Origin of the sequence: Micromonospora sp. DH13, assembly GCF_020873825.1 — a bacterium.
GTDB classification, from domain to species: Bacteria; Actinomycetota; Actinomycetes; order Mycobacteriales; family Micromonosporaceae; genus Micromonospora; species Micromonospora haikouensis.
Genome location: NZ_JAHWGR010000004.1, coordinates 271,075 through 293,190 on the forward strand (window position 1 = coordinate 271,075; position 22,116 = coordinate 293,190).

Annotated in this window: 12 protein-coding genes; 6 read left to right on the forward strand and 6 right to left on the reverse strand. The window is 76.1% G+C overall.

Annotation, left to right across the window (positions count from 1 at the left end):
• Window positions 1-137: 137 nt before the first annotated feature.
• Window positions 138-3,125 (forward strand): AfsR/SARP family transcriptional regulator, encoded by a 2,988-nt coding sequence (locus LPA42_RS06055; RefSeq protein WP_305075999.1) that lies wholly within the window; start codon window positions 138-140, stop codon window positions 3,123-3,125.
• Here LPA42_RS06055 and LPA42_RS06060 read toward each other — a convergent pair.
• Together LPA42_RS06060 and LPA42_RS06065 are read right to left on the reverse strand one after the other, a co-directional pair.
• On the reverse strand, window positions 3,102-4,445 hold the full coding sequence (locus LPA42_RS06060) for a glycosyltransferase (protein ID WP_077936034.1): 1,344 nt from the start codon (window positions 4,443-4,445) through the stop codon (window positions 3,102-3,104). The genes LPA42_RS06055 and LPA42_RS06060 overlap by 24 nt on opposite strands.
• Window positions 4,446-4,456: 11 nt before the next feature.
• Complete coding sequence (locus tag LPA42_RS06065; RefSeq protein WP_077936035.1) at window positions 4,457-5,764, reverse strand: cytochrome P450; 1,308 nt, start codon at window positions 5,762-5,764, stop codon at window positions 4,457-4,459.
• 328 nt (window positions 5,765-6,092) lie between these two features.
• Here LPA42_RS06065 and LPA42_RS06070 point away from each other — a divergent pair, with 328 nt between their 5' ends.
• From LPA42_RS06070 to LPA42_RS06090, 5 genes are read left to right on the forward strand one after another with little or no spacing between them, the layout of a single operon-like run.
• The gene (locus LPA42_RS06070) at window positions 6,093-13,481 is read left to right on the forward strand and encodes a non-ribosomal peptide synthetase (RefSeq protein ID WP_228986393.1); all 7,389 of its coding nucleotides are present in this window, start codon (window positions 6,093-6,095) and stop codon (window positions 13,479-13,481) included.
• Window positions 13,478-14,737 (forward strand): FAD-dependent monooxygenase, encoded by a 1,260-nt coding sequence (locus LPA42_RS06075; RefSeq protein ID WP_077936037.1) that lies wholly within the window; start codon window positions 13,478-13,480, stop codon window positions 14,735-14,737. The genes LPA42_RS06070 and LPA42_RS06075 overlap by 4 nt, the downstream gene beginning before the upstream one ends.
• On the forward strand, window positions 14,734-16,323 hold the full coding sequence (locus tag LPA42_RS06080) for a hypothetical protein (protein ID WP_198956446.1): 1,590 nt from the start codon (window positions 14,734-14,736) through the stop codon (window positions 16,321-16,323). The genes LPA42_RS06075 and LPA42_RS06080 overlap by 4 nt, the downstream gene beginning before the upstream one ends.
• The gene (locus LPA42_RS06085; RefSeq protein WP_077936038.1) at window positions 16,320-17,291 is read left to right on the forward strand and encodes an SDR family oxidoreductase; all 972 of its coding nucleotides are present in this window, start codon (window positions 16,320-16,322) and stop codon (window positions 17,289-17,291) included. The genes LPA42_RS06080 and LPA42_RS06085 overlap by 4 nt, the downstream gene beginning before the upstream one ends.
• A 5-nt stretch (window positions 17,292-17,296) precedes the next feature.
• Window positions 17,297-17,797 (forward strand): nuclear transport factor 2 family protein, encoded by a 501-nt coding sequence (locus LPA42_RS06090; protein WP_077936039.1) that lies wholly within the window; start codon window positions 17,297-17,299, stop codon window positions 17,795-17,797.
• A gap of 87 nt (window positions 17,798-17,884) precedes the next feature.
• Here the strand turns inward: LPA42_RS06090 and LPA42_RS06095 are convergent, their stop codons facing one another.
• The 4 genes from LPA42_RS06095 to LPA42_RS06110 all read right to left on the reverse strand — a co-directional run bounded on the left by LPA42_RS06095 (window position 17,885) and on the right by LPA42_RS06110 (window position 21,914).
• Window positions 17,885-18,865: a DUF4352 domain-containing protein gene (locus LPA42_RS06095; protein WP_228986404.1), complete on the reverse strand. Its 981-nt coding sequence runs from the start codon at window positions 18,863-18,865 to the stop codon at window positions 17,885-17,887.
• Window positions 18,866-19,021: 156 nt separating this feature from the next.
• Window positions 19,022-19,678: a 4'-phosphopantetheinyl transferase gene (locus LPA42_RS06100; protein WP_077936041.1), complete on the reverse strand. Its 657-nt coding sequence runs from the start codon at window positions 19,676-19,678 to the stop codon at window positions 19,022-19,024.
• 155 nt (window positions 19,679-19,833) lie between these two features.
• On the reverse strand, window positions 19,834-20,619 hold the full coding sequence (locus tag LPA42_RS06105; protein ID WP_077936042.1) for a peptidase: 786 nt from the start codon (window positions 20,617-20,619) through the stop codon (window positions 19,834-19,836).
• Window positions 20,620-20,621: 2 nt separating this feature from the next.
• A complete protein-coding gene (locus LPA42_RS06110) occupies window positions 20,622-21,914 on the reverse strand; it encodes a VWA domain-containing protein (protein WP_228986403.1) in 1,293 nt (430 codons plus the stop codon).
• Window positions 21,915-22,116: the final 202 nt, after the last annotated feature.

Here is a 22,116-nt window from a genome sequence, read left to right on the forward strand (position 1 = left end):
CCGCACCCGTGGGCCGGCGGATGGGGAGAGCCTGGCCGGGGCCGCTTGTCGTCCGCTATCCGACCGCTTGTCGCCGGCCGCGCCGCCCCCGCCGTCCATAGACTGTGGTCGTCCGATCACGACTGACGAGGAAAGCCATGCGGTGGTCCCTCCTCGGCCCCGTCCAGGTGACCGCCGGGGGGCGGGTCCTTCCCATCGACCGCCCCCAGCAACGCGCCGTGCTCGCGCTGCTGCTCCTCAACGCCGACCGCCTGGTCCCCGCCGGGCAGCTCGTGGCGGCGCTCTGGGCCGACGACCCGCCGGCCAGCGCCCGGAACCAGGTGCAGGTCTGCGTATCCCGGATCCGGTCGGCCCTGCGGGACGCGGGCGCGGGCGACCTCCTGGTCACCCAGGGCGGGGGCTACCGACTCACCGTGCGCGGGACGGAGCTGGACCTGACCGAGTTCGCGGAGGCGGTCGAGCGGGCCCGGGCCGAGGAGGCGGCCGGGCGGCCGGCGGAGGCGGCGCGGCTGCTGCGTGCGGGCCTGGCGCTGTGGCGCGGGCCGGCGCTGGCCGGCGCGGCCGGGGCCTTCGTCGACACCGCCGCCGCCGGCCTGGACGAGCAGCGGCTGCTCGCCTGCGAGCGGCTGGCCACCGTGGAACTCGGCCTCGGCCGGTTCGCCGCGACCGCGCGCGCCCTGCGCCCCCTGGTGGCCGAGCATCCGCTGCGGGAACCGCTGGTGGCCGGGTATCTGCTCGCCCTGGCCGGCTGCGGCCAGCGGGCCGCCGCGCTGCGGGTCTACGCCGAGACCCGGCGTCGCCTCGTCGACGAGCTGGGCGTGGAGCCCGGCCCCGAGCTGAGCGGGGCCCACCTGCGGGTCCTGCGGGGACAGTGGCCGCCCGGGCCCGTACCCCCGGAACCGCCGCCGCCCGCCGGGCCCGCAGCCCCGGAACCGCCGCCCGCCGGGACCGCGCCCCCGGAGCCCACGCCACCCGCCGCCGGGCCGCCCCCGACGCAACTGCCCGGCCAGCCCGCCTGGTTCACCGGGCGGGCGGCGGCGCTGCGGCAGCTGGACGCCCTGTTGCCGGCCGACGCGGCCGACGCCGACCCGGGCGGCGGCGCGGGCCGGGCGGTGGTGATCTCCGCGATCGCCGGCACCGCCGGGGTCGGCAAGACCACCCTGGCGGTGCACTGGGCGCGCCGGATCGCGCACCGCTTCCCCGACGGGCAGCTTTACGTCAACCTGCGCGGGTTCGACCTCGACGGCCGGGCGGTGCCGCCGGGCGAGGCGCTGCGCGGCTTCCTGGAGGCGCTGCACGTGCCGCCCCAGCGGGTGCCCACCGACCTGCCCGGGCAGGCCGCCCTGTTCCGGACCCTGCTCGCCGACCGGCGGGTCCTGGTGCTGCTCGACAACGCCCGCGACGACGAGCAGGTGCGCCCCCTGCTGCCGGGCTCGCCGGGCAGCCTCGTCGTGGTGACCAGCCGCAACCGGCTCACCGGCCTGATGGTCACCGACGGGGCCCACCCGGTGGCGCTGGACCTGCTCCCGCCGGCCGAGGCGCGGGAACTGCTGGGCCGCCGGCTCGGCCGGGGCCGCGCCGACCGCGAGCCGGCGGCGCGGGACGAGATCGTCCGTCGCTGCGCCGGCCTGCCGCTGGCGCTGGCCATCGTGGCGGCGCGGGCCGTCGGGCAGCCCGCCGCGCCGCTGGCGGCCCTCGCCGCCGAACTGCGGGACACCGACCCGGACCGGCTGACCGCGCTGGCCACCGGCGACCCCGCGACCGACGTACGGGCGGTCTTCTCCTGGTCGTACCGGGCGTTGGACGCCGACTCGGCCCGGCTGTTCCGGCTGCTCGGGCTGCACCCGGGTCCCGACGCCGCGCGGCCGGCGGTGGCGAGCCTGACCGGCCTGCCGCCGTCCCGGGTGGGCCCGCTGCTGGCCGGGCTGACCCGGGTGCACCTGCTCACCGAGCGCACCCCCGGCCGGTACGCGATGCACGACCTGCTCCGCGCGTACGCGTCGGAGCTGTGCCACGGGCTCGACCCCGAGGCGGAGCGGGAGGCCGCCCGGCGTCGCCTGTTCGACCACTACCTGCACGCCTCGCACGCGGCGGACCACCTGCTCGATCCGTACCGGCTGGCCCGGCCCGCCGCGCTGCCGCCGCCGCAGCAGGGGGTGACGGTGGGCGACCGGCCGGACCACGCCTGGGCGACCGGGTGGTTCGCCGCCGAGCACCACGTCCTGCTGGCCTGCGTGGAGCAGACGGCGGCCACCGGCCTGGACCGGCACGCGTGGACGCTGGCGGCGGCCCTCACCACGTACCTCGACCGCAGCGGGCACTGGCCCGAGTTGGCCGCCGCGCAGCGGACCGCCCTGGCGGCGGCGCTGCGCCGGGGTGACCTGGCCGGGCAGGCCCTGGCGCACCGGGGCCTGGCCATCGCCTGCACCTGGTCGGGCGACCACGAGGCGGCGCACCGGCACTACCGCCGCGACCTGGAGCTCTACCGGGAGTTGGGCGACGACACCGGCCGGGCGCACACGCACCTCGGGGTGAGCTGGGTGCTGGCGCGGCAGGGCCGGCTGCGGGCCGCCCTGGCCGAGACCCGACTGGCCCTCGACCTGTACCGGGCCGCCGACTACCGGGTCGGGCAGGCCAAGGCGCTCAACAACCTGGGTTGGATGCACGCCAGGCTGGGCGAGCCGGTGCCGGCGCTGCGCTGCTGCCGGGCGGCCCTGCGCCTGCACGAGGAGAACGGCGACCGGCACGGCGCGGCGTTGACCTGGGACAGCCTCGGCTACGTCCGGCACGGCCTCGGCGACCACGACCGGGCCGCAGACTGCTACCGGCGGGCGCTGGCGCTGCACCGGGAACTCGGCGACCGGTACGACGAGGCGGAGGTGCTGGACAACCTGGGTGACAGCCTGCGGGCCGCCGGTGACCTGGACGCCGCGCGCCGGGCGTGGCGGGAGGCGTTGGCGATCTTCGACGAGCTGCGCCATCCGGACGCCGACCGGCCCCGGGCCAAGCTCGCCGCCCCGGCCGCCGGCTCCCCGGCCGCCGCAGCGCCGGCGGGTGCCCCGGCGTCGTCGGTGGCCAGCGCGGCGGGTGCCTCGGCGGCGTCAGTGGCTGGCGGCGAGCTTTAGCACCAGGTCGGCGGCCCGCCCCACCCCGCCGGCCCGGCGGCACTGCTCGCCCCAGTGCCGGCTGCGTTCCCGGAAGCTCTCCTCGGTGAGCAGCCGGCGCAGCTTCGCGGCCACCTCGCCCGCGTCGACGTGCGGTGGACGGTCGAGCGCCAGGCCGACGCCGGCGTCGACGGCGCGGGCCGCGATGTCGTAGCAGTCCAGCCAGAACGGGGTCATCAGCATCGGCTGCCCGAAGTGGACGCCCTCGTGGAAGCCGTTGGCCCCGCCGTGGCAGACGAACGCCCGGACGTTCGGGTGGGCCAGCACGTCGAGCTGGGACGGGATCCACTCCTCGACCCGCACGTGGGGCGGCAGCGGGCCGGGCAGCAGGTGCCGCTGCCCGGCGGGCAGCTTCCACAGCACCTGGTGCTCGGGCCCGATCGCGGCCAGCGCCTCGGCGAACGCCCGCACCTGCGGGCCGGTGAGCCGGGCCAGGGTGCCCAGGCAGGCGTAGACGACCGAGGTCTGCCGGTCGAGCCAGCCGATCAGCTCCGCGCCCTGCCCCGGACCGCCTGACGGGCTCCTGCCCGGGGCGGGTTCGCGCGGCGGCACCATCGGACCGAGCAGGTGCAGGTGCTCCGGCGCGGGGAAGGGATATTCCAGCCCGAACACCGTGTAGCCGAAGACGGCCGTCGCGGCGGCACTGTATTTCTCGGGGTCGCCGAAGGCGTTGTCGATCCGCTGGGCGCGGCGGTGCCGGGCCTGCCCGGCGAGCGCGCGCAGCAGCGACAGCCGCAGGCGGGCGCGGAAGGTCAGGTTGGTCCACCGCTGCCGGGGGCCCAGCCGGCGGGGCAGCCCCGAGGTGGGCGTCGGATAGTCCCACGGCAGCCGGCTCAGATAGACGTTGCTGGGCGGGAACGCCAGGCTCAGCACGTACGGCACGCCCCGCGCCAGCGCCGCGTCGAGCGCGCCCAGGTTCAGCATGTCGATCACCATCAGCGAGGGCCGGATCTCGTCGATCTGTTCGAGGGTCCGCGCCCGGACCCGGTCGGCCACCTCGGGGATCCGGATCTGCCGGGCGAGGCCGACCAGGCCGGCGGTGGTCATCGGCCCCCGGGTCATCGCGGCGTACAGCTCGTCGTCGACGCGGAGCACGGTGTCGCCGGTGGAACGGAAGCGCAGCGGGCTGCCGGTGGCGTGGGCCGCCACCCGGTCCCGCGCCTCCTCCTCGGCGGCGAACCACAGGCCGGGCTCGCCGCGCCGGGACAGCTCCCCGGCGATGGCGAGCAGGGGGTTGAGCTGCCCCGGGTGCGCGGGGCTGGCGAAGAGGACGGAGCGCATGGGTGTCCCTCCTACGGCCGGAGCCGTACCGGCAACTGGTCGTACCCGCGCAGCACCCGGGTCGGGCGGCGGCGCGGCACCCCGGCCAGCGCCGCGTCGGGGTAGCGCTCGAAGAACGCGGCCAGCCCGACCTGGCCCTCCAGCCGGGCGAGCGCCGCGCCGAGGCAGTAGTGCACGCCGCTGGAGAACGAGAGGTGGTCGCGGGCGTTGGCGCGGGTGACGTCGAAGCGGTCCGGGTCGGCGAAGACGGCGGGGTCCCGGTTCGCGCCGCCCATCATCGGCACCACGACCTCCCCGGCGCGCACCCGTACGCCGACCACCTCCGTGTCGGCGAGGCAGTAGCGGGCGGTCGTCTGGGCGGGCGAGTCGTACCGCAGGATCTCCTCCACCGCGTTGGCCCACCCGTCGGGCCGCCCGCGCAGCGAAGCGAGCTGGTCGGGGTGGCGGATGAGCAGGTGGATGCCGGTGCCGAGCAGGTTGACCGTGGTCTCGAACCCGGCCACCAGCAGCAGGCCGGCGAGGGCCAGCAGCTCCTCCTCGGTGAGCCGCTCGCCGTCGCTGTCGAGGTGCACGAGGCGGCTGAGCAGGTCGTCGCCCGGGTCGGCCCGCAGCCGGGCGAAGTGCCCGCGCAGCCACCCGTTGAGCTGCCCGATGGCGGCCTCGGCGGCACGGTACTGCCGCAGCGTCAGCCCGAGGTCGAGCGTCGGGGTGGCGGCCTCACCCCAGGCCAGGAACCGCTGCCGCAGGTGCTGCGGCACGCCGAGGATCTCCGCGATCACGGTGAGCGGCAGCAGGCTCGCGTAGCGCCCGATCACCTCCACGGTGCCGGCCGCGTCCGGGGAGAGGTCGTCCAGCAGGGCCGAGGCGTGCCGCTCGATCCGGGGCCGCAGCCCCTCGATGGCCCGGGGGGTGAAGACCTTGGCGACCAGGCGGCGGTAGCGGGTGTGCGCCGGCGGGTCGACGACCAGCATCGACGGCGGGTCGGCCGGGCCGATGGGCCGCCCGCTGCGGCCGAGGCGGCGCAGCACCGCGAGCGGGCCGGGTGCCGGCAGCGAGCCGGGGTCGCTGCTGAACGCTTCGCCGCGCAGCACCGCGACGACCGCGTCGTGCCGGGTGGTGCTCCACATGAGCCGGCCCCGGACCAGCGCGCCGGCCTCGCGGACCTCCCGGTAGAACGGGTACGGGTCGTCGCGGATCGCCGGGTCGAAGAAGAGCCGGGCCTGCGCGTCGCCCCGGCGGGCGGCGAGGCCGATGCCGAGCCGGGCCAGGCCGTGCCGGTCGACCCAGCGCACGAGGGTCCCCGGTCTGGTCAGCTCCACCCGAACCTCCCGCCATCAGCCATGTCGGACGCCCGTGCAATTCCCATCATGGCCATGGCGCGCGTCAATTCCTATCAGCGCGGGGGATTTGCCGAGGTGATCTCGAAAAGAACTTATACCCCAGCCGGAGACGTCGGCGCAACGACCTCTTTCTTTGCATGAGAATTCGATGTGAAGGTGCCGAACTCGCTGACGTAAACGTCGTAACTCCGGTACTGTCCAGCGCCATGGCAGCGACGAAAGTCGATCAATATTGTCATGTGACGGCGCGTCGGTCGTGCGGTTCGGTCGTGAGGGGTGAGCAGTGAAGAATGTCGACCGGGCACCGTTGACCACAGTTCAGGCCGACATCTGGGTAGCTGGTCGACTATGTCCGGAGCTGCCCCAGTTCAACGTCGGGGGATACCTGCGGTTCACCGGGCCCGTCGACCTCGACCTGATGCGTACCTGCATGAATCGGGCCGTCCTGCGGAACGACGCGTTGCGGCTGCGTTTCGAGGAAGAGAACGGTGAGCCCTATCAGTGGGTCGAGGACGAACCACCGGTAATTGCCACCATCGACTTCTCGGAAGACGCCGACCCCCGTGCGGCCTGCCATTCCTGGATGGCCCGGTCGTTCGACCGCCCGTTTCCGCTGCGCCGGAGTCGAATGTACGAACTGGCCCTGCTCGTCGAGAGCGAATCGGTCACCTACACGTACCTCAATGCCCATCACCTCGTCACCGACGGCTGGGGCGGGCGGCTGCTGCTGCAGCAGGCGAGCGAGGACTACGCCCGCCTGCTGCGCGCCGGGGCGAGCGCCGAGGAGCCGCCGCCGTCGTCGTACCTGGCCGTGGCCCGCGCCCGCGCCGAGCGCCCGCGACCGGCCCCCGGGGAACGGGACCGCGAGCACTACCGCGCCGCGCTGGCGGGCGTCGCGCCGGCCCTGTTCCCGCGCCGCGCGACCGCCGACCGCCCGACCGGCGACAGCGCCTCGACCGGTGGCACCCGCTCGGTCGGCGGCAGGCCCGCCACCAGCGGGCGGCACAGCTTCTCCATCGACCGGGCCCTGGTCGACCGGATCACCGCCCGGGGCGAGTCCCCGTTCACCGTCGTCGCCTCTGCCCTCGCCACCTACCTCGCCCGGATCCACCGCACCGACCGGGTCGTCCTCGGCGTACCCCTGCTCAACCGCCGCACCCACGTCGAACGCCGCACCGTCGGCCACTTCGCCAACGAACTGCCCCTGCCGGTCCGGATCGACGGCGCGCGACCGCTGGCGGACCTGGCCGCCGAGGTGCAGACGACCCTGCGCGCGCTCTGGGCCCACCAGGGACTGTCCCGGGGCGAGCTGCTGCGCGGCGTGGCCCTGCCCGACGGCGGGCGGCAGCTCTACGACGTGACCCTGTCGTGGATGCGCTGGCCCCGCCCGGAGCCGGTCCCCGGCGTCGCGCAGCGGACGATGGTGCGCAGCCGGCTGCACGACGGGCACGTCCTCGCCGTGCTCGTCAACGACTTCGACGACGGCCCGCTGACGGTGGACCTCGACTACGCCCCCGACGTGTTCGACGCGGACTTCCCGATCGAGGCCCTGGGCCGGCACGTCGTCACGCTGCTCCGCAACGCCCTCGACCGACCCGACCGGCCGCTCGCGCAGACCCCGATGCTGCCCAAGGTCGAACGGGACCGGCTCACCCGGGGGCTCAACGACACCCGGGCCGACCTGCCCGACGACCTGACGGTGCACGGCCTGTTCGCCCGGCAGGCCGCCCGCACCCCGGACCGGACCGCGCTGGTCGTCGACGGCACCGACGAGACGGTCAGCTACGCCGACCTCGACGCCCGCGCCAACCAGGTGGCCCACGCCCTGCGCGACGCCGGCATCGGCCGGGGCGACCGGGTCGCGGTCCTCGCCGACCGGGGGCCGGGGCTGCTCACCGCGATCCTGGGCACGCTGAAGGCGGGCGGGGCGTACGTCGCGATCGAACCCGACCATCCCCAGGCGCGGCTGCGGCACCTGCTCACCGACAGCGGGGCCCGGGTGCTCGTGGTGACCGGCGACACGCCACCGCCGCCGGTCGGCCCCGGGGTCGCCGTCTGCCACCTCAAGGCCATGACCGACCGGCCCACGACGCCCGTGGCGCCGGTCGCCGACGGTGCCGACCTCGCGTACGTGTGCTACACGTCGGGCTCCACCGGCCGGCCCAAGGGGGTGCTGATCGAGCACCGCTCGGTGGTCAACCGACTCGCCTGGATGCAGCGGCACTACCCGCTGACCGGCGACGACGCGCTGGTGCAGAAGACGCCCGTGTCGTTCGACGTCTCCGTGTGGGAGCTGTTCTGGTGGGCGCTCGCCGGGGCCCGGCTGGTGCTGCCCGAGCCGGAGGTGCGGCGGGACCCGGCCGCGCTGAGACGTACGGTCGCCCGGCAGGGCGTCAGCGTCGTCCACTTCGTACCGTCGATGTTGGGGCCCTTCCTCGACCTGCTCGCCGACGACCCCGCGGCCCGTGCGGACGCCGCCGGCCTGCGGCTGGTCTTCGCCAGCGGCGAGGAACTGCCGCCCCCGCACGTCGACCGGTTCCACCGGCTGCTGCCCGCCGGGCCGCAGGCACCCCGGCTGGTCAACCTGTACGGGCCGACCGAGGCGACGGTCGACGTCTCCCACTTCGAGTGCCGGCCCGACCCGGCCGGGCGGACCGCCCGCGTGCCGATCGGCCGCCCGATCGACAACATCCAGCTCTACGTGCTCGGCCCCGGCGACGAGCCGCAGCCCGTCGGCGCGCCCGGCGAGCTGTGCATCGCCGGGATCGGCGTCGCCCGGGGCTACCTGGGCCAGCCCGAGCTGACCGCCCAGCGGTTCGGCGTGGACCCGGTCACCGGCGGCCGGCTGTACCGCACCGGCGACCTCGCCCGCTGGCTGGCCGACGGCACCGTCGAATACCTGGGCCGCCTCGACGACCAGGTGAAGATCCGGGGCAACCGGGTCGAACCCGGCGAGGCCCGGCACGCCCTCGCCGCCGTGCCCGGCGTGCGGGAGGCGGTCGTGGTGGCCCGCACCGACCCGGCCCGGGGCACCCACCTCGTCGGCTACTACCGGGCCGACGCCGACCTCGACCCGGCGTGGCTGCGCGCCCAGCTCCTGCACGGGCTGCCCGACTACCTGGTCCCCGCCCTCTTCCGCCGCCTCGACCGGATCCCGCTCACCGCCCACGGCAAGCTCGACCAGGCCGCCCTGCCCGACCCGGCCGCCGGGTCCGCCGCCGGGCCCATCGACGGCGGCCCGCCCGCCGGTGCCGCCCGCGCCGACGCCGGGACCGGGCCGGGCCCCCGCGACGAGGTGGAACGCACCCTCGCCGCGATCTGGGCACGGGTGCTGGGGGTGCCGTCCGTCGGCATCCACCAGGACTGGTTCGCCGTCGGCGGCGACTCCATCCTCGCCCTGCGGGTCGGCGCCGAGGCGGCCCGGCACGGCCTGCACGTCACCGTCGCCGACCTGGTGGCCCGGCCCACCGTGGCGGCGCTGGCCGCCCACACCCGCGCCGCCGCGCCGCCCGCCGGTGGGCAGGACGCCCCGCCGGAGCCGTTCGGGCTGGTGTCGCACCTGGACCGGGCCGCGCTGGGCGACGCGCAGGACGCCTTCCCGGCGACCCGACTCCAGCTCGGCCTGCTGTTCCACGGCAGCGAACGCGAGGACGCCACCGCCTACCACGACGTGTTCCGCTACTCGCTGCGGCTGCCGTGGGACGAGGTCGCGTTCCGCGCCGCCCACGCCCGCCTCCTCGACCGCCACCCGGCCCTGCGCTCCTCGTTCGACCTGGGCGGCTACTCCGAGCCGCTCCAGGTCGTCCACGCCCGGGTGACCGGCGGCCTCGACGTCGCCGACCTGCGCGACCTCGACGCCGCCACGGCCGACGCCGAGGTGCTGGCGCACATGCGGCAGCGGCGCCGCCACCGCTACGCGTTCGACCGCGCCCCGCTGCACCTGATGCGGGTGCACCTGCTGCCGTCCGGGGCCGTCGACCTGGTGTTCAGCTTCCACCACGTGCTCCTCGACGGCTGGAGCGTGGCCACCGTCGTCGGTGACCTGCTGCGGACCTACCTGCGCCTGGTGGGCGTCGACATCGACCCGCCCCGGGCGGCCGCGCTGCCCTCCCCGGCGGCGTACGTCGTCGAGGAACGCCGCGCAGTCGACTCCGTCGCCACCCGCGACTTCTGGCGGGCCCGGCTCGACGGCGCGGAACTCACCCAGATCGAGGGCTGCCGCCAGTACGAGCCGCCCGGCGACGAGGGGACGATCATCCGGCACGTCCCGCTGCCCGACGACCTCCAGGACCGGGTACGCGGCTTCGCCGCCGCACACGGGCTGCCGGTGAAGTCGGTCCTGCTCGCGGCGCACTGCCTGCTGCTGCGGCTGTACTCCGGCGCGGCGGACGTCACCACCGGCCTGGTCACCCACGGCCGGCCGGACCGGCCCGGGGCGGAACTCGTCGCGGGGCTCTTCCTCAACACGGTGCCGCTGCGGGTCACCCCCGGCGCGCGTACCTGGCTGGAGCTGGTCCGGCAGGTCCACGGGCAGGAGCGGGAGTGCCACCCGCACCGGCGCTACCCGCTGCACGCCATCGTCGGCGACCGGGGCGGCGAGCCGGTCTTCGAGACGGCCTTCAACTACGTCCACATGCACGTGCTGACCCCGCTGCTCCAGCTGCCCGAGGTCGAGCTGCTCGGCTTCGACACCTGGGAGGAGACCAACTTCACCCTGCTGGTGAACGTGTTCGTCAGCCCCGCCGACCGGCGCGTGTCGCTGCGCGTCGACGCCGACGGGCGCACCCTCACCCCGGCGCAGACCGACCTGCTGATCGACGCGTACCTGCGCATCCTCGCCCGGATCGTGGCCGACCCGCAGGGCGAGCCGGACTTCGGCTTCCTCGCCGCCGCGCCGCAGCCCGCCGGCCCGCCCCTGGAAACCCCCGGCGACGTGGGACGCCGCCTCGCCGCGCACGCCCGGCGCACCCCGGACGCCGTCGCGATCACCTTCGACGCCGAGGCTGCCTCCGGCGGCCCGCCGCAGCGGTGGACCTACGCGCGGCTCGACGAGATGGTCGACCGGATCGCCGTCGGGCTGCTGTGCGCCGGGGTACGGCCGGGCCAGCTCGTCGGGATCGCCCTGGACCGGTCGCCGGAGATGATCGCCGCGATCTACGGCATCGCGCGGGCCGGGGCCGCCTGCGTCCCGCTGGACGTGACGTACCCGGCGGAGCGCATCGCCGCGATGGTCGAGCAGGCCCGGCCGGCGCGGATCGTGACGCACCGGCGGCACCGGGGCCTGGTCGGCGACCCGTCGACGGTCCTCGACGTGGCCGACCTCGTCGCGGACCCGGCGACCGGTGGCGTCGTCGCGGACCCGGCGACCGGTGGCATCGTCGCGGACCCGGCGACCGGTGGCATCGTCGCGGGGCCCGCAGTCACCGACGAGGCCGTGGCGCTGCCCCGGGTCACCGCCGACGACCTGCTCTACGTCCTGTTCACCTCCGGCTCGACCGGGGTGCCCAAGGGCGTGGCGATGACGCACGGCGCGCTCGACAACTACCAGGCGTGGCAGATCCGGGCGGCCAGCGCGGCGGCCGGCGGCACCACGCTGCAGTACGCCCCGCTCAGCTTCGACGTGTCGTTCCAGGAGATCCTCACCACGATCAGCGCGGGCGGCACCCTGCGGATCATCGACGAGGACCTCCGGCGGGACGTGCCGGCCCTGCTGCGGCTGCTCGACCGCGAGTCCGTCGCGCGGATCTTCCTGCCGTACGTCGCGTTGCAGCAGCTCGCCGAGGCCGCGGAGCTGCTCGGCATCCACCCCCGCGCGCTGCGGGTGGTGATCTCCTCCGGCGAGCAGCTGCGGGTGACCGCCGAGATCCGGCGTTTCCTGGCCGCCCTGCCGGCCGGCGCGGTCCTGGAGAACCAGTACGGGCCGACCGAGACGCACCTGGTCACCGCGTACCCGATGACCGGCGACCCGGCGCGGTGGCCCAACCTGCCGCCGATCGGGCCCGCCATCGACGGGGTCGAGATGCACCTGCTGGACGAGCGGATGCGGCCCGTGCCGACGGGGGTGACCGGCGAGCTGTACTACGGCGGGATCCAGGTCACCCGGGGCTACCACGGCCGGCCGGGCCTCACCGCCGAGCGCTGCGTGCCCAACCCGTTCGGCCCGCCGGGCAGCCGGCTCTACCGCACCGGCGACCTGGCCCGCTACCTGCCCAACGGGGACCTGATCTGGGTGGCCCGCACCGACACCCAGACCAAGATCCGTGGCTTCCGGGTGGAACCCCTGGAGGTGGAGATGGCGGTCATGGAGCTGGCCGCGGAGTACCCGGGGATCCGGGAGGCCGCCGTCGTCGCCCGCCGCCGGGAGGGCGTCGACTCCTACCTCGCCGCGTTCCTCGTCGGCGACCCGGACGCGGTCGACCTGGCCGACGTACGCGGCCGGCTGCGCGCCACCCTCCCCGAGCACCTGGTGCCGGCGCGCTGGCAGTGGCTGCCGGGGATGCCGCTGACCCCCAGCGGCAAGCGCAACGACCGGGCCCTGCGGGAGCTGCCGCTGGAGCTGGCCGAGGCGCCCCGCGTCGCCCCGCGCGACCGGTACGAGCGCGTCGTCGCCGACATCGCCGCCGACCTGCTGCACCTGACGGCCGTCGGGGCGCACGACAACCTGTTCGAGCTGGGCGGCACGTCGCTGACCGCGATGCGGCTGGTGGTGATGCTGGAGAAGCGGTTCGGGGTGGCCGTGCCCGTCTCGGCGTTCGTCGCCACGCCGACCGTGGCGGGCGTGGCCACGCTGCTGCGCTCCGGCGGGGCGGACCTCACGTTCGACCCGCTGGTGCCGATCCGGGCCCGGGGCGACCGGCCACCGCTGTTCCTGGTGCACCCGCTCGGCGGCAACGTGCTCTGCTACGTCCCGCTGGCCCGCCACCTCAGCCCCGACCAGCCCCTGTACGCGTTGCAGGCCGCCGGGGTGGACGCGGGCACCGAGCCGCTGCGTACCGTGCCCGAGCTGGCCCGCGCCTACCTCGACGCGATCCGCCGGGTCCAGCCCGACGGCCCGTACGCCATCGGCGGCTGGTCGTTCGGCGGGGTGGTCGCCTTCGAGATGGCGCGGCAGCTTCGCGAGGGCGGGGCCGGGGTCGACCGGCTGATCCTGCTCGACCCGATCGCCCGCCGGCCCGGCGACCCGGTGCCGGTCGCCGACGACGTCCTGCTCGACTGGTTCTTCTGGGAGTTGATGCGGCTCGGCCACGACGGGGTGCCGACGCGCGGCGTGCCGGCCGAGCTGACCACACCCGAGGCGAAGCTCGACTTCATCGCGGGTCGGGCCGGCGAGAGCGGGGTGCTGCGCCCGGGCAGCCCGCGCGGCTCGGTGCGCCGCCTCTTCGCGGTCTTCCGGGCCAACTGGGAGGCGATCATCTCCTACCGGCCCGAGGTCGTCGACCAGGACCTCACCCTGCTGCGGGCCGCCGACCCGCTGCCCGCCGTGCTGAAGCCCATGCACGATCTCGCCGGCACCCTGCACCTCGACCCGCGCAACGGCTGGGGCGAGCTGACCACCGGCCGGGTCGACGTGATCGACGTACCCGGTGACCACCTGGTGCTGATGGACGAGCCGTACGTGGCCGAGGTGGGGCGGCGGATCACCGGGCTGCTGGCGGACGACGCCCCGGCCCGCCGGCCGGTCGGGGACGCGCGATGATCGCCCCCGCCGGCTCCGGCGGCCCGGCCCGCGCCGCCGGCCCGGTGCAGGCCACCGGTTCGGGCCGCGCCGCCGGTTCGGGCCGCCGCCGGCCGAAGGCCATCATCGTCGGCGCGGGCATCGGCGGCCTCGCGGCGGCCGGCGCGCTGCGCCGCGTCGGGGTCGACGTGGAGATCCACGAGCAGGCGTCGGAGCTGCGGGCGGCCGGCTCGGCGCTCTCGCTGACCGCCAACGCCCGCGTCGCGCTGCGCTGCCTCGGCATCGACCTCGACGTGGAGCGGCGCGGCCAGGTCTACCCGGAGCTGCACTTCCGCACCGCCGCCGGGCGGCCGATCAGGACCGTCCGGTTCGCGCACCTCGGCGACCGGGTCGGCGCGCAGAACGTCGCCATCCACCGCGCCGAACTGCACCGGGCCCTGCTCGCCGAGGCCGGGGACCCGCCGATCCGGCTCGGGTCCGCCGCCCGCCGGTTCCACCGCCACCACGGCGGCATCCGGGTCGAGTTCGCCGACGGCACCAGCGCCGACGGCGACCTGCTGATCGGCGCGGACGGCTTCGGATCGGCGGTACGCCGGCAGCTCGTCGGCCCCGAGCGCCCCCGGGAACCCGGGTACGTGTGCTGGCTGGCGACCGTCGCGTACCGGCATCACCTGGTGCGCGACGGGTACGCCGCCCACTACTGGGGGCGGGGCCAGCGGTTCGGGCTGGTGCACCTCGGCGGCGACCACGTCTACTGGTGGGGCACCCGCAACATGCCGCCGGAGGCGGCCCGCGACTGGCGTGGCGGCCGGGACGAGATCCTCCGCGCGTACGCGGGCTGGGCCGACGAGGTGGTCGAAACCGTGGCCGCCACCGCCGACGCGGCGGTCATCAGCGTCCCCGCCCGGGACCGCCCCGCCCTGCGACGCTGGGGCGACGGCGCGGTCACCCTGCTCGGCGACGCGGCGCACCCGATGCTGCCGAGCCTCGGCCAGGGCGCGGCGATGGCGGTCGAGGACGCGGTGGTGCTGGCCCGGTGCCTGGCCGGGGCCACCGACCTGCCGGGCGCGTTGCGCCGCTACGAGGCGGCCCGCCGCGACCGCACCCGGCGGATGATCCGCCAGGCGCACTCGCTGAGCCGGATCGAGCAGCTCGCCAGCCCCGCCGGGGACCTGGCCCGTCGCGCGTACCTGCGGTGGCTGCCCACGCGCCTGGTCGACCGCCGCAACCTGGCGGACCTGACCTTCCCCGACGCCCTGCCGGCGGCCGGGCGGTGAGCCCCGCGCGTGGGGCCCACCGGGCGCTCAGCCCGCTGGAGCGCTGGTACTGGATCGCCGACCAGGTCTCCCCGCTCAACGTCATCGCCCGGGTCCGGGTGCGCGGGCACCTGCCGCCGGAGCTGCTGCGGGCGGCGCTGGACGACCTCCAGGCCCGCCATCCGCTGCTGCGGGTGGCCATCGCGACCCGGCCGGACGGCCGGCGACCCCGGTTCGTGCCGACGGACCGGCCGATCCCGCTGCGGCGGGCCGCGCCCGGCAGCGACGGTGCCGCCGACGCCGGGCTGCCCGCCGCCCCCGGAGTGCCCACCGATCCCGCCGCGGCCGCTGACCCCGACGCAGGTTGGCTGCGCGAGGTCAACGAGCGGGAGCTGGCCGACCGGGTCGACTGGCGGGCCGGCCCGCTCTGCCGGGCCGTCGTGCTGACGACGGGTGCTGCGCCCGGGGACGCGCACGACCTGATCCTGACCCTGCCGCACTGCGTGGCCGACGGCACGACCGCCCTGTCGCTGCTGCGCCAGTGGATCGAGCACGCCGACCGGCTGGCCGCCCAGGGCCCGCCCGGCCCGGACGGCCGAACCCCGGTCAGCGCCGAGCCGGCCCTGCCACCGGCCGAGCGGATGTTCCCCCGCCGGTACCGGGGCGTCACCGGCGCGCTGCGGCTCGGCGGGCAACTGCTGCGGGACCTGTACGCGGTGCGCCGGCACCGGCCGACCCGGGTGACGCCGAGCCGGTTCGTGCCGTTCACCGAGCGCCGGAGCCGGCTGCTGCACCGCACGCTCACCGCCGAGCAGGTCGCCGCGCTGGCCCGGGCGTGCCGCCGGGAACGGACCACGGTGCACGGTGCGCTCGCCGCCGCCATGGTGCTCGCGGTCGCCGCCGAGACACCCCCGCCCGCCCCGGGGCACGTGGCGATCGGTTCCCCGGTGGACTTCCGGGCCGCGCTGACGCCCCCCGTGCCCGAGCGGGCCGTCGGCGCGTACGTCGCCACCGTCCCCTCGTTCGTGCCCTACCGGCCGGGCGTGTCGCTGTGGCAGGTCGCCCGGTCGATCAGCGGCGACCTCGCGGGCCGTCGCCGCCGGGGCAGCCACTTCGCCATGGTCGACCTCGTCCGCCTCTCCTGCCCGCCGTCGGTCGCGGCCAGCGGCCGGTTCGTGGAGCTGACCGAGCGGACCGGACCGGTGAACCTCTGCCTGTCCAACCTCGGCCGGTACGACTTCCCGGACCGGATCGGGGCCTGGCGGCTCGGCGGGGCGCAGTTCGTCGCCGGGCTCTCCGTCTGCGGCTACTTCGTCGCCACGGCGAACACCAGCCACGGGGAGCTGGCCTGGAACTTCGTCCACGTGCCGGAGGCGGTCCCGGACGCCAGGGCGGCCCGCCTCGTCGCCGCCTGCGTCGACGCGGTGCTGGCCGAGATCGACGAGTCGGCGGCCGGGGCCGGGGAAGCGGCGGCCGGGGTCGAGCCAACGGCGGCGCGGGCCGAGGGAGCGGCGGCCGAGATCGACGAGACAGCGGCCGGGACAGACGCAACGGCGACGGGGGCCGCGGCGGTGCCGGCCGGAACCGACAGAGGGGCGGGAACATGATCGGGGCCGGACGGCGGATCGACGCGCGGGGCCGGGCCGTGGTGGTCACCGGCGCCTCGTCGGGGCTCGGCCGGGAGGCCGCGCTCCACCTGGAGCGGGCCGGTTTCCGGGTCTTCGCCGGGGTGCGTGACCGGGCCGCCGCCGACGACCTGGCCGCCGCCGCCACGGCCGGGCGGCTCACCCCGCTGCGCCTCGACGTCACCCGGGCCGACCAGATCCGGGGCGCCGTCGACGAGGTGGCCCGGCAGGTCGGGGCCGGTGGCCTCTGGGGGCTGGTCAACAACGCGGGCATCAGCCTGCCCGGCCCGCTGGAGTGCGTGCCGCCGGAGCAGCTGCGGCGGCAGCTCGACACCAACGTGGTCGGCCAGGTCGCCGTGATCCAGGGCTTCCTCCCGCTGCTGCGCACCGGCCGGGGCCGGATCGTGAACGTCACCTCCGGCCTGGGCCGGGTCGCCCTGCCCTACCTGGGCGCGTACGCGGCGGCCCAGTTCGCCAAGGAGGCGGTCAGCGACAGCCTGCGGCGCGAGCTGCGGCCGTTCGGGATCGCGGTGTCGGTGGTCCAGCCGGGGGCGATCCAGACGCCGATCTGGGACAAGGTCGCCGACGCCGGGACGGAGACGATGGCCCGGGCGGCGGGGCGGGCCGGCGACCTGTACGCGGAGCCGTTCGACCGCTTCCTCGCCCGGCTGGCCGCGCAGGCCCGGCGCAGCGGGACCACCCCGGCGGACTTCGCGCGGGCGGTCGCCCGGGCGCTGACCGCCGCGCGGCCGAGGACCCGGTACCCGGTCGGCGGCGACGTGCGGTTGGGCAGCCTGGCCGCCCGCCTGCTGCCCGACGCCCTGCTCGACCGCAACTTCGCCCCGCTCGTGCGGCCCCGCCCCGACCGGCGTCCCCCGACCGGCGACCCGGGGCCCGCATCCGGCGACCCGGGGCCCGTGCCCCTCGCCCCGACCAGCAGTGAGGACTGACCAGCATGGACGCCGACCAGCAGGCCCGGACCCAGGCCCAGGCCCGGTTCGCCCGCAACCTGGAGTTGATCTCCGAGGGGCGGATCACCGAATGGGTGGAGCTGTTCGACCCCGAGGGGGTGCTGGAGTTCCCCTACCCCCTGCCGGGCATCCCCGCGCGGTTCACCGGCCACCGCGAGCTGTACGAGCACATGAAGGACTTCCCGAAGCAGTTCGACGTGCGCTTCTCCGGCCTGACCTTCCACGAGACCACCGACCCGGAGCTGGTGATCGCCGAATTCGTCGGTGCCGGCCGGGGCGTCGTCACGGGCCGGCCGTTCCACCAGGTCTACATCTCGGTGGTGCGGTTCCGGGACGGGCGGATCGTCCATTTCCGGGACTTCTGGAACCCCCTGGCGACCATCCGGGCCGGGCTGACGATCGGGCACGCCTGGCGTGGCCTGGTCGACCTCCTGCGGCCCGCCACACGCCGCCGCCCGAAAGGGCCGGGCCCCGGTCGGGGGTGACCGTGGTCCCGCCACCCGTGGGGTGGGGACGGACGGGGGGCCGGCCCGCGGCGGCGGGCCGGCCCCCACGTACGCGAGGTGGTGCGCCTACGGCTTCCAGGAGCCGGCGGTCTCCAGCTTGTGCCGGTATTCCAGCTCGCCGTTCTTGTTGGTCACGTCGAAGGTGACGCTGCCGGTGCGCTTGCTGCCCTCCCGCAGGTTGACCCCGGAGTCGAGCAGGTCGCCGCAGCCGGCCAGCGCGCCGGCGATCCCGTTCGCGGTGGTGCCGTCCTCGGCCACCCACTGGAAGTAGAACGGGTTGATCGACATGTTGCCCTTCTTCACCGTCGCGGTGACGTCCGCGATCAGGTAGAGCCCCTTGTCGGGGTCGGGCGAGTACGACTTGCAGCCCTTCGTCGAGGTGCGGAACCGCAGCACCGTGATCTCCAGGGTGCCGTCGTCGTCGGTGATGACCAGGCTGTCGCCGGCCTTCATGTTGAAGGTCTCACCGTCGGCCGGTGCGGACGACGACGAGGAGGTCGGGCCGGCGCTCGGCAGGCCGCTCGGTGCGGTGGTGACCCGGGGCAGGTCCGGGAACTGCCGCTCGGCCTCCTTCGCCGCCTCGTTGGCCCCGGTGACCAGCGCCACGATGCCGCCGACGCAGCAGAGCAGCGCGAGCACCACCACGATGACCACGATGATGACGATCGGCTTCTTGCTGCTCTTGTTGGCCGGCGGGCCGAGCGGGTAACCCGGGCCCGGCGCGTAGCCCGGGCCGGGCGGGTACGACCCACCCGGGGGCGGCGGGTAGGCCGGCCCCGGCGGCGGCGGGTAGGCCGCCTCCACGCCCGGCTGGTACGTCGGGTCGGGGGTGGGCGGCGGCGTGAACCCACCCGGCTGGTACGGCGAACCCGACGTGGGCTGGTACGGCGAGCCCGAGGTCGGCTGGTACGGCGCGCCGGACACCGGCGGCGGATAGGGCGCACCCGAGACCGGCGGCGGCGGGTACCCCGCGCCCGAGACCGGGGGCTGGGCGGTGGTCGGCGGCAGGGGCGGCGGGGCGGTCGGATCGGCCGGCCACGGGGGCACGGGTGCCGTCGCTGGATCCTGGTTCTGCTGGTAGGGGTCTTGCGGCGGCCCGTATGGGTCCTGGGGGTGGCTCACCGTACTCCTCGGCACCTCATCGCGATCTCGAACGCCCTGACGGTATCGCTCCTGGCCAAGTCGGGGATCGCCCCGACCGTCTCATCGGGGTAACAGGATGGCGGCGGTACGGACCACGTCGGCATCGACGGCGAACCGCCCGGTGACCGTCGCGGGCGGGTCGGGCACCGGGGCCGCGTCCAGCCTGGCGGGGGAGATCCGGGCCGTGAACAGGCCGGAGTCCGGGTCCAGCTCGATGCGGGCGTCGTGGAAGTCCAGCCACGTGCCGACGATCGGGTGCCACACCTTGTAGACGGTCTCCTTGGCGCTGAACAGCACGACGGGCCAGGGCGCGGTGTCGGGGAGCCGGGCGCAGTCGTCCCACTCCTCGGGCAGGCCGACCAGCCGGCGTACCCCCGGGTTGAGTTCCCGGTGTCGTTCGGCGTCCATGCCGACCGATCGGATCTCGTCGGCGCGGGCCACGGCGGCGGCGCAGTAGCCCGGCGTGTGGGTGATGGTGCCGACCACCCCGGGCGGCCAGACCGGGGAGCGGTCGGGCGCGGCGGGTACGGCGACGGCCGGCACGCCGAGCCGGGCGAGCGCCCGCCGGGCGCAGACCCGCCCGGCGGTGAAGTCGCGCCGGCGGCGCTCGACCGCCCGCTCGCCCAGGCAGGCCCGCTCGGCGGGCAGCAGCTCGCCGTCCCCGTCGTCCCCACCGGCGACGGCCACCGCGACCTCGGGCGGCAGCAGGTCACGCATCCCGGCCCCCGCCGCCCCCGTCGCGGCCCCGACCGCCCCGCACGCCGCTCATCGCCGTCGAACGTACCGCACCCGTCCCCGCGCCGGCGGACCGTGGGATCGGCGGTCGGCACGCGCCGATCCCACGGCCCACGGCAGGGGCGGGCCGGTGGGGGTCAGGGCCGGCGGGGACGGCGGGTCAGCGCGAAGCCGACGACGCCGGCCACCGCCGCGAGCACCCCGCCGACCGTGGTCCAGACCCACCGCGACGACAGGTCCGGCAGCCACCCGGCGAGGAGGCTCCCGTCGTCCTCCTCGTCGGCCGGGGCCGCCGCCGGGTCACCGGTCAGCACCGTCCCGGCCTTCGTGTTGGGCACCAGCGGGGCCTTCAGCTCCCCGTCGTCGGCGGGGGCGTCGCCGTCGCCGACCTCGGCGACCAGCAGGTCCACGTCGACCGGCAGGCCGAGGTCCGGCTCCGGCAGCTCCACGACGGAGAGCCGCACGTAGTACGTGCCGGGCAGCGGGTCGGCCGACCACGGCTCGGCCCACGACCGGACCCGGCGCAGGGTGCAGCCCAGCGCCACGCTGGTCGCCGACGCCCCGGCGGTCGGGGTCTGCGCCCCCGCCGTGCACGCCTGCCGGCGGCGCAGGCCGTCGAAGACCTCGACGGTCCAGGTGGAGTCGCCGGTGCGGCCCTTCGGGAAGGTGACCGTCGCCGCGATCTCGTGGACCTGCCCGGCGCTGGCCGAGAACGACCAGTAGAGGTAGTCGCCGCCTGACGCGCCGACCCGCACCGGCTGGCCGGCGGTGATCGGCGTGGCGGTGAGGAACGAGGTGCCGGCCTTGGTGACCGTCGCGGCACCGGGCGAGGGGGTGGGCGCGGCCAGCGCGGGGGCGGCCGGGAGCGTCAGCGCGGCGGCGGCGACCAGCGCCGCCGAGGACCGGATCAACGGGGTACGCATCGTCAGTTCTCCCTCCAGGTGGCGACCCACCAGCGGGTGAGCAGCCCGGCGACGAGCCCGGTGACCAGGCCGGCCAGGGTCAGCAGCAGCAACAGCACCCAGCCCCGGCCCAGGTCCGGCCCGCCGGGGTCCGGCGACGAGGCGACCACGTCGACGGTCAGCTCGATCGGCATCCCCGGGCTGGCCCGGGTGCCGGGGCGCGGCGCGAACGCGTTGCTGACCACCAGGCAGACGGTGGTCGGGGCGGCCGCCGTGTCGCCGGCGGCCGGGCTCGGCGTCTCCCCGTCCCCGTCCCCGTCGTCGGCGTCCGCGTCGGCGTCGGCGGCGGCCGACCAGCGCAGGCCGGCGGAGACCACGTCGGTGCGACCGCTGCCGGCGTCCACGCCCCGGACCAGCTCCCGGCCGTCGGGGGCGGTGGCCCGCAGCAGCACCGCGTGGTCGGGGTTGACCGGGCGGTCCAGCGCGATGCTCACCGAGGCCCGCAGCTCCTGACCCGGGCGCACCGGCACCCGGTACCAGCGGTGCTCGGAGAACTGTTCCCGGTCGGTGTAGACGCCGGGGGCGAGCAGCGGCGCGTCCGGGCAACGGGCGGAGCCGCCCACCACGGTCGGTGCGGCGGTGTAGGTGTCCCGGGCCCGGTCCACCAGCTGCTTGATCCGGCCGGTCAGCTCCTCGGCGCTCTGCGCGGCCGTGTACGTCCCGCCGGTGGCGCCGGCGATGCAGAGCAGCTGCCGGCGCACCTTCTCGTCGGGGGCGAGCCCGAGGGTGTCCACCACCAGCTTGGTGCCCTGGGCGGCCAGCTCGCGGGCCACCTCGCACGGGTCCGGCGGGGCGCAGGTGTCCTCGCCGTCGGTGATCAGCACGATCCGGCGGGCGGTGGCACCCGTGCCGAGGTCGGCGGCGGCCGAGCGCAGCGCCAGCCCGACCGGGGTGAACCCGGTGGGCCGGAGGGTGGCCACGGCCGCCTTGGCCTGGGCCCGGTCCACCCGGCCGACCGGCACGATCTGCTGGGTGTCCTGGCAGCCGACCTTCTTGTCCTTGCCCTTGTAGGTGGCCCCGAGCACCCGGATGCCGAGCTGGGTCTCCTCGGGCAGCGCGTCCACGACCTCGTTGAACGCCTGCTGCGCCACCGAGATGCGGCTGCGCCCGTCGATGTCCCGGGCCCGCATCGAGCCGCTGACGTCGAGCACCAGCTCGACCCGGGGCGGCTCGGCAGCGCTCTCCTCGTCCGCCCGCGCGGGTGCGGGACCACCCAGCGCGACCGCCGGACCGACCAGGACGGTTGCCGCCAGCAGTCCGCGGAAGACGGTTGTCCATCGTCTCTTGTTGATCACCGGGGCGAGTGTAGTGAGATCCACTTTGGAGGCTCAGGCGGCCCTCAGGCGCCCGGCGGCGGGGTGGGCCGGACCCTCGGCGCGGCCGGAAAGCTCCGTAAGGTCCCCGCTGGATGACTGACGGTTAGCTGCCGCATGTAAACCATTAGGCTGGTGTTGCTCC

Coding starts and splice junctions, on each gene's coding strand:
- LPA42_RS06100 (WP_077936041.1), bottom strand. CDS start 19,678: ATGCGTGACCTGCTGCCGCCCGAGGTCGCGGTGGCCGTCGCCGGTGGG.
- LPA42_RS06075 (WP_077936037.1), top strand. CDS start 13,478: ATGATCGCCCCCGCCGGCTCCGGCGGCCCGGCCCGCGCCGCCGGCCCG.
- LPA42_RS06105 (WP_077936042.1), bottom strand. CDS start 20,619: ATGCGTACCCCGTTGATCCGGTCCTCGGCGGCGCTGGTCGCCGCCGCC.
- LPA42_RS06060 (WP_077936034.1), bottom strand. CDS start 4,445: ATGCGCTCCGTCCTCTTCGCCAGCCCCGCGCACCCGGGGCAGCTCAAC.
- LPA42_RS06055 (WP_305075999.1), top strand. CDS start 138: ATGCGGTGGTCCCTCCTCGGCCCCGTCCAGGTGACCGCCGGGGGGCGG.
- LPA42_RS06085 (WP_077936038.1), top strand. CDS start 16,320: ATGATCGGGGCCGGACGGCGGATCGACGCGCGGGGCCGGGCCGTGGTG.
- LPA42_RS06090 (WP_077936039.1), top strand. CDS start 17,297: ATGGACGCCGACCAGCAGGCCCGGACCCAGGCCCAGGCCCGGTTCGCC.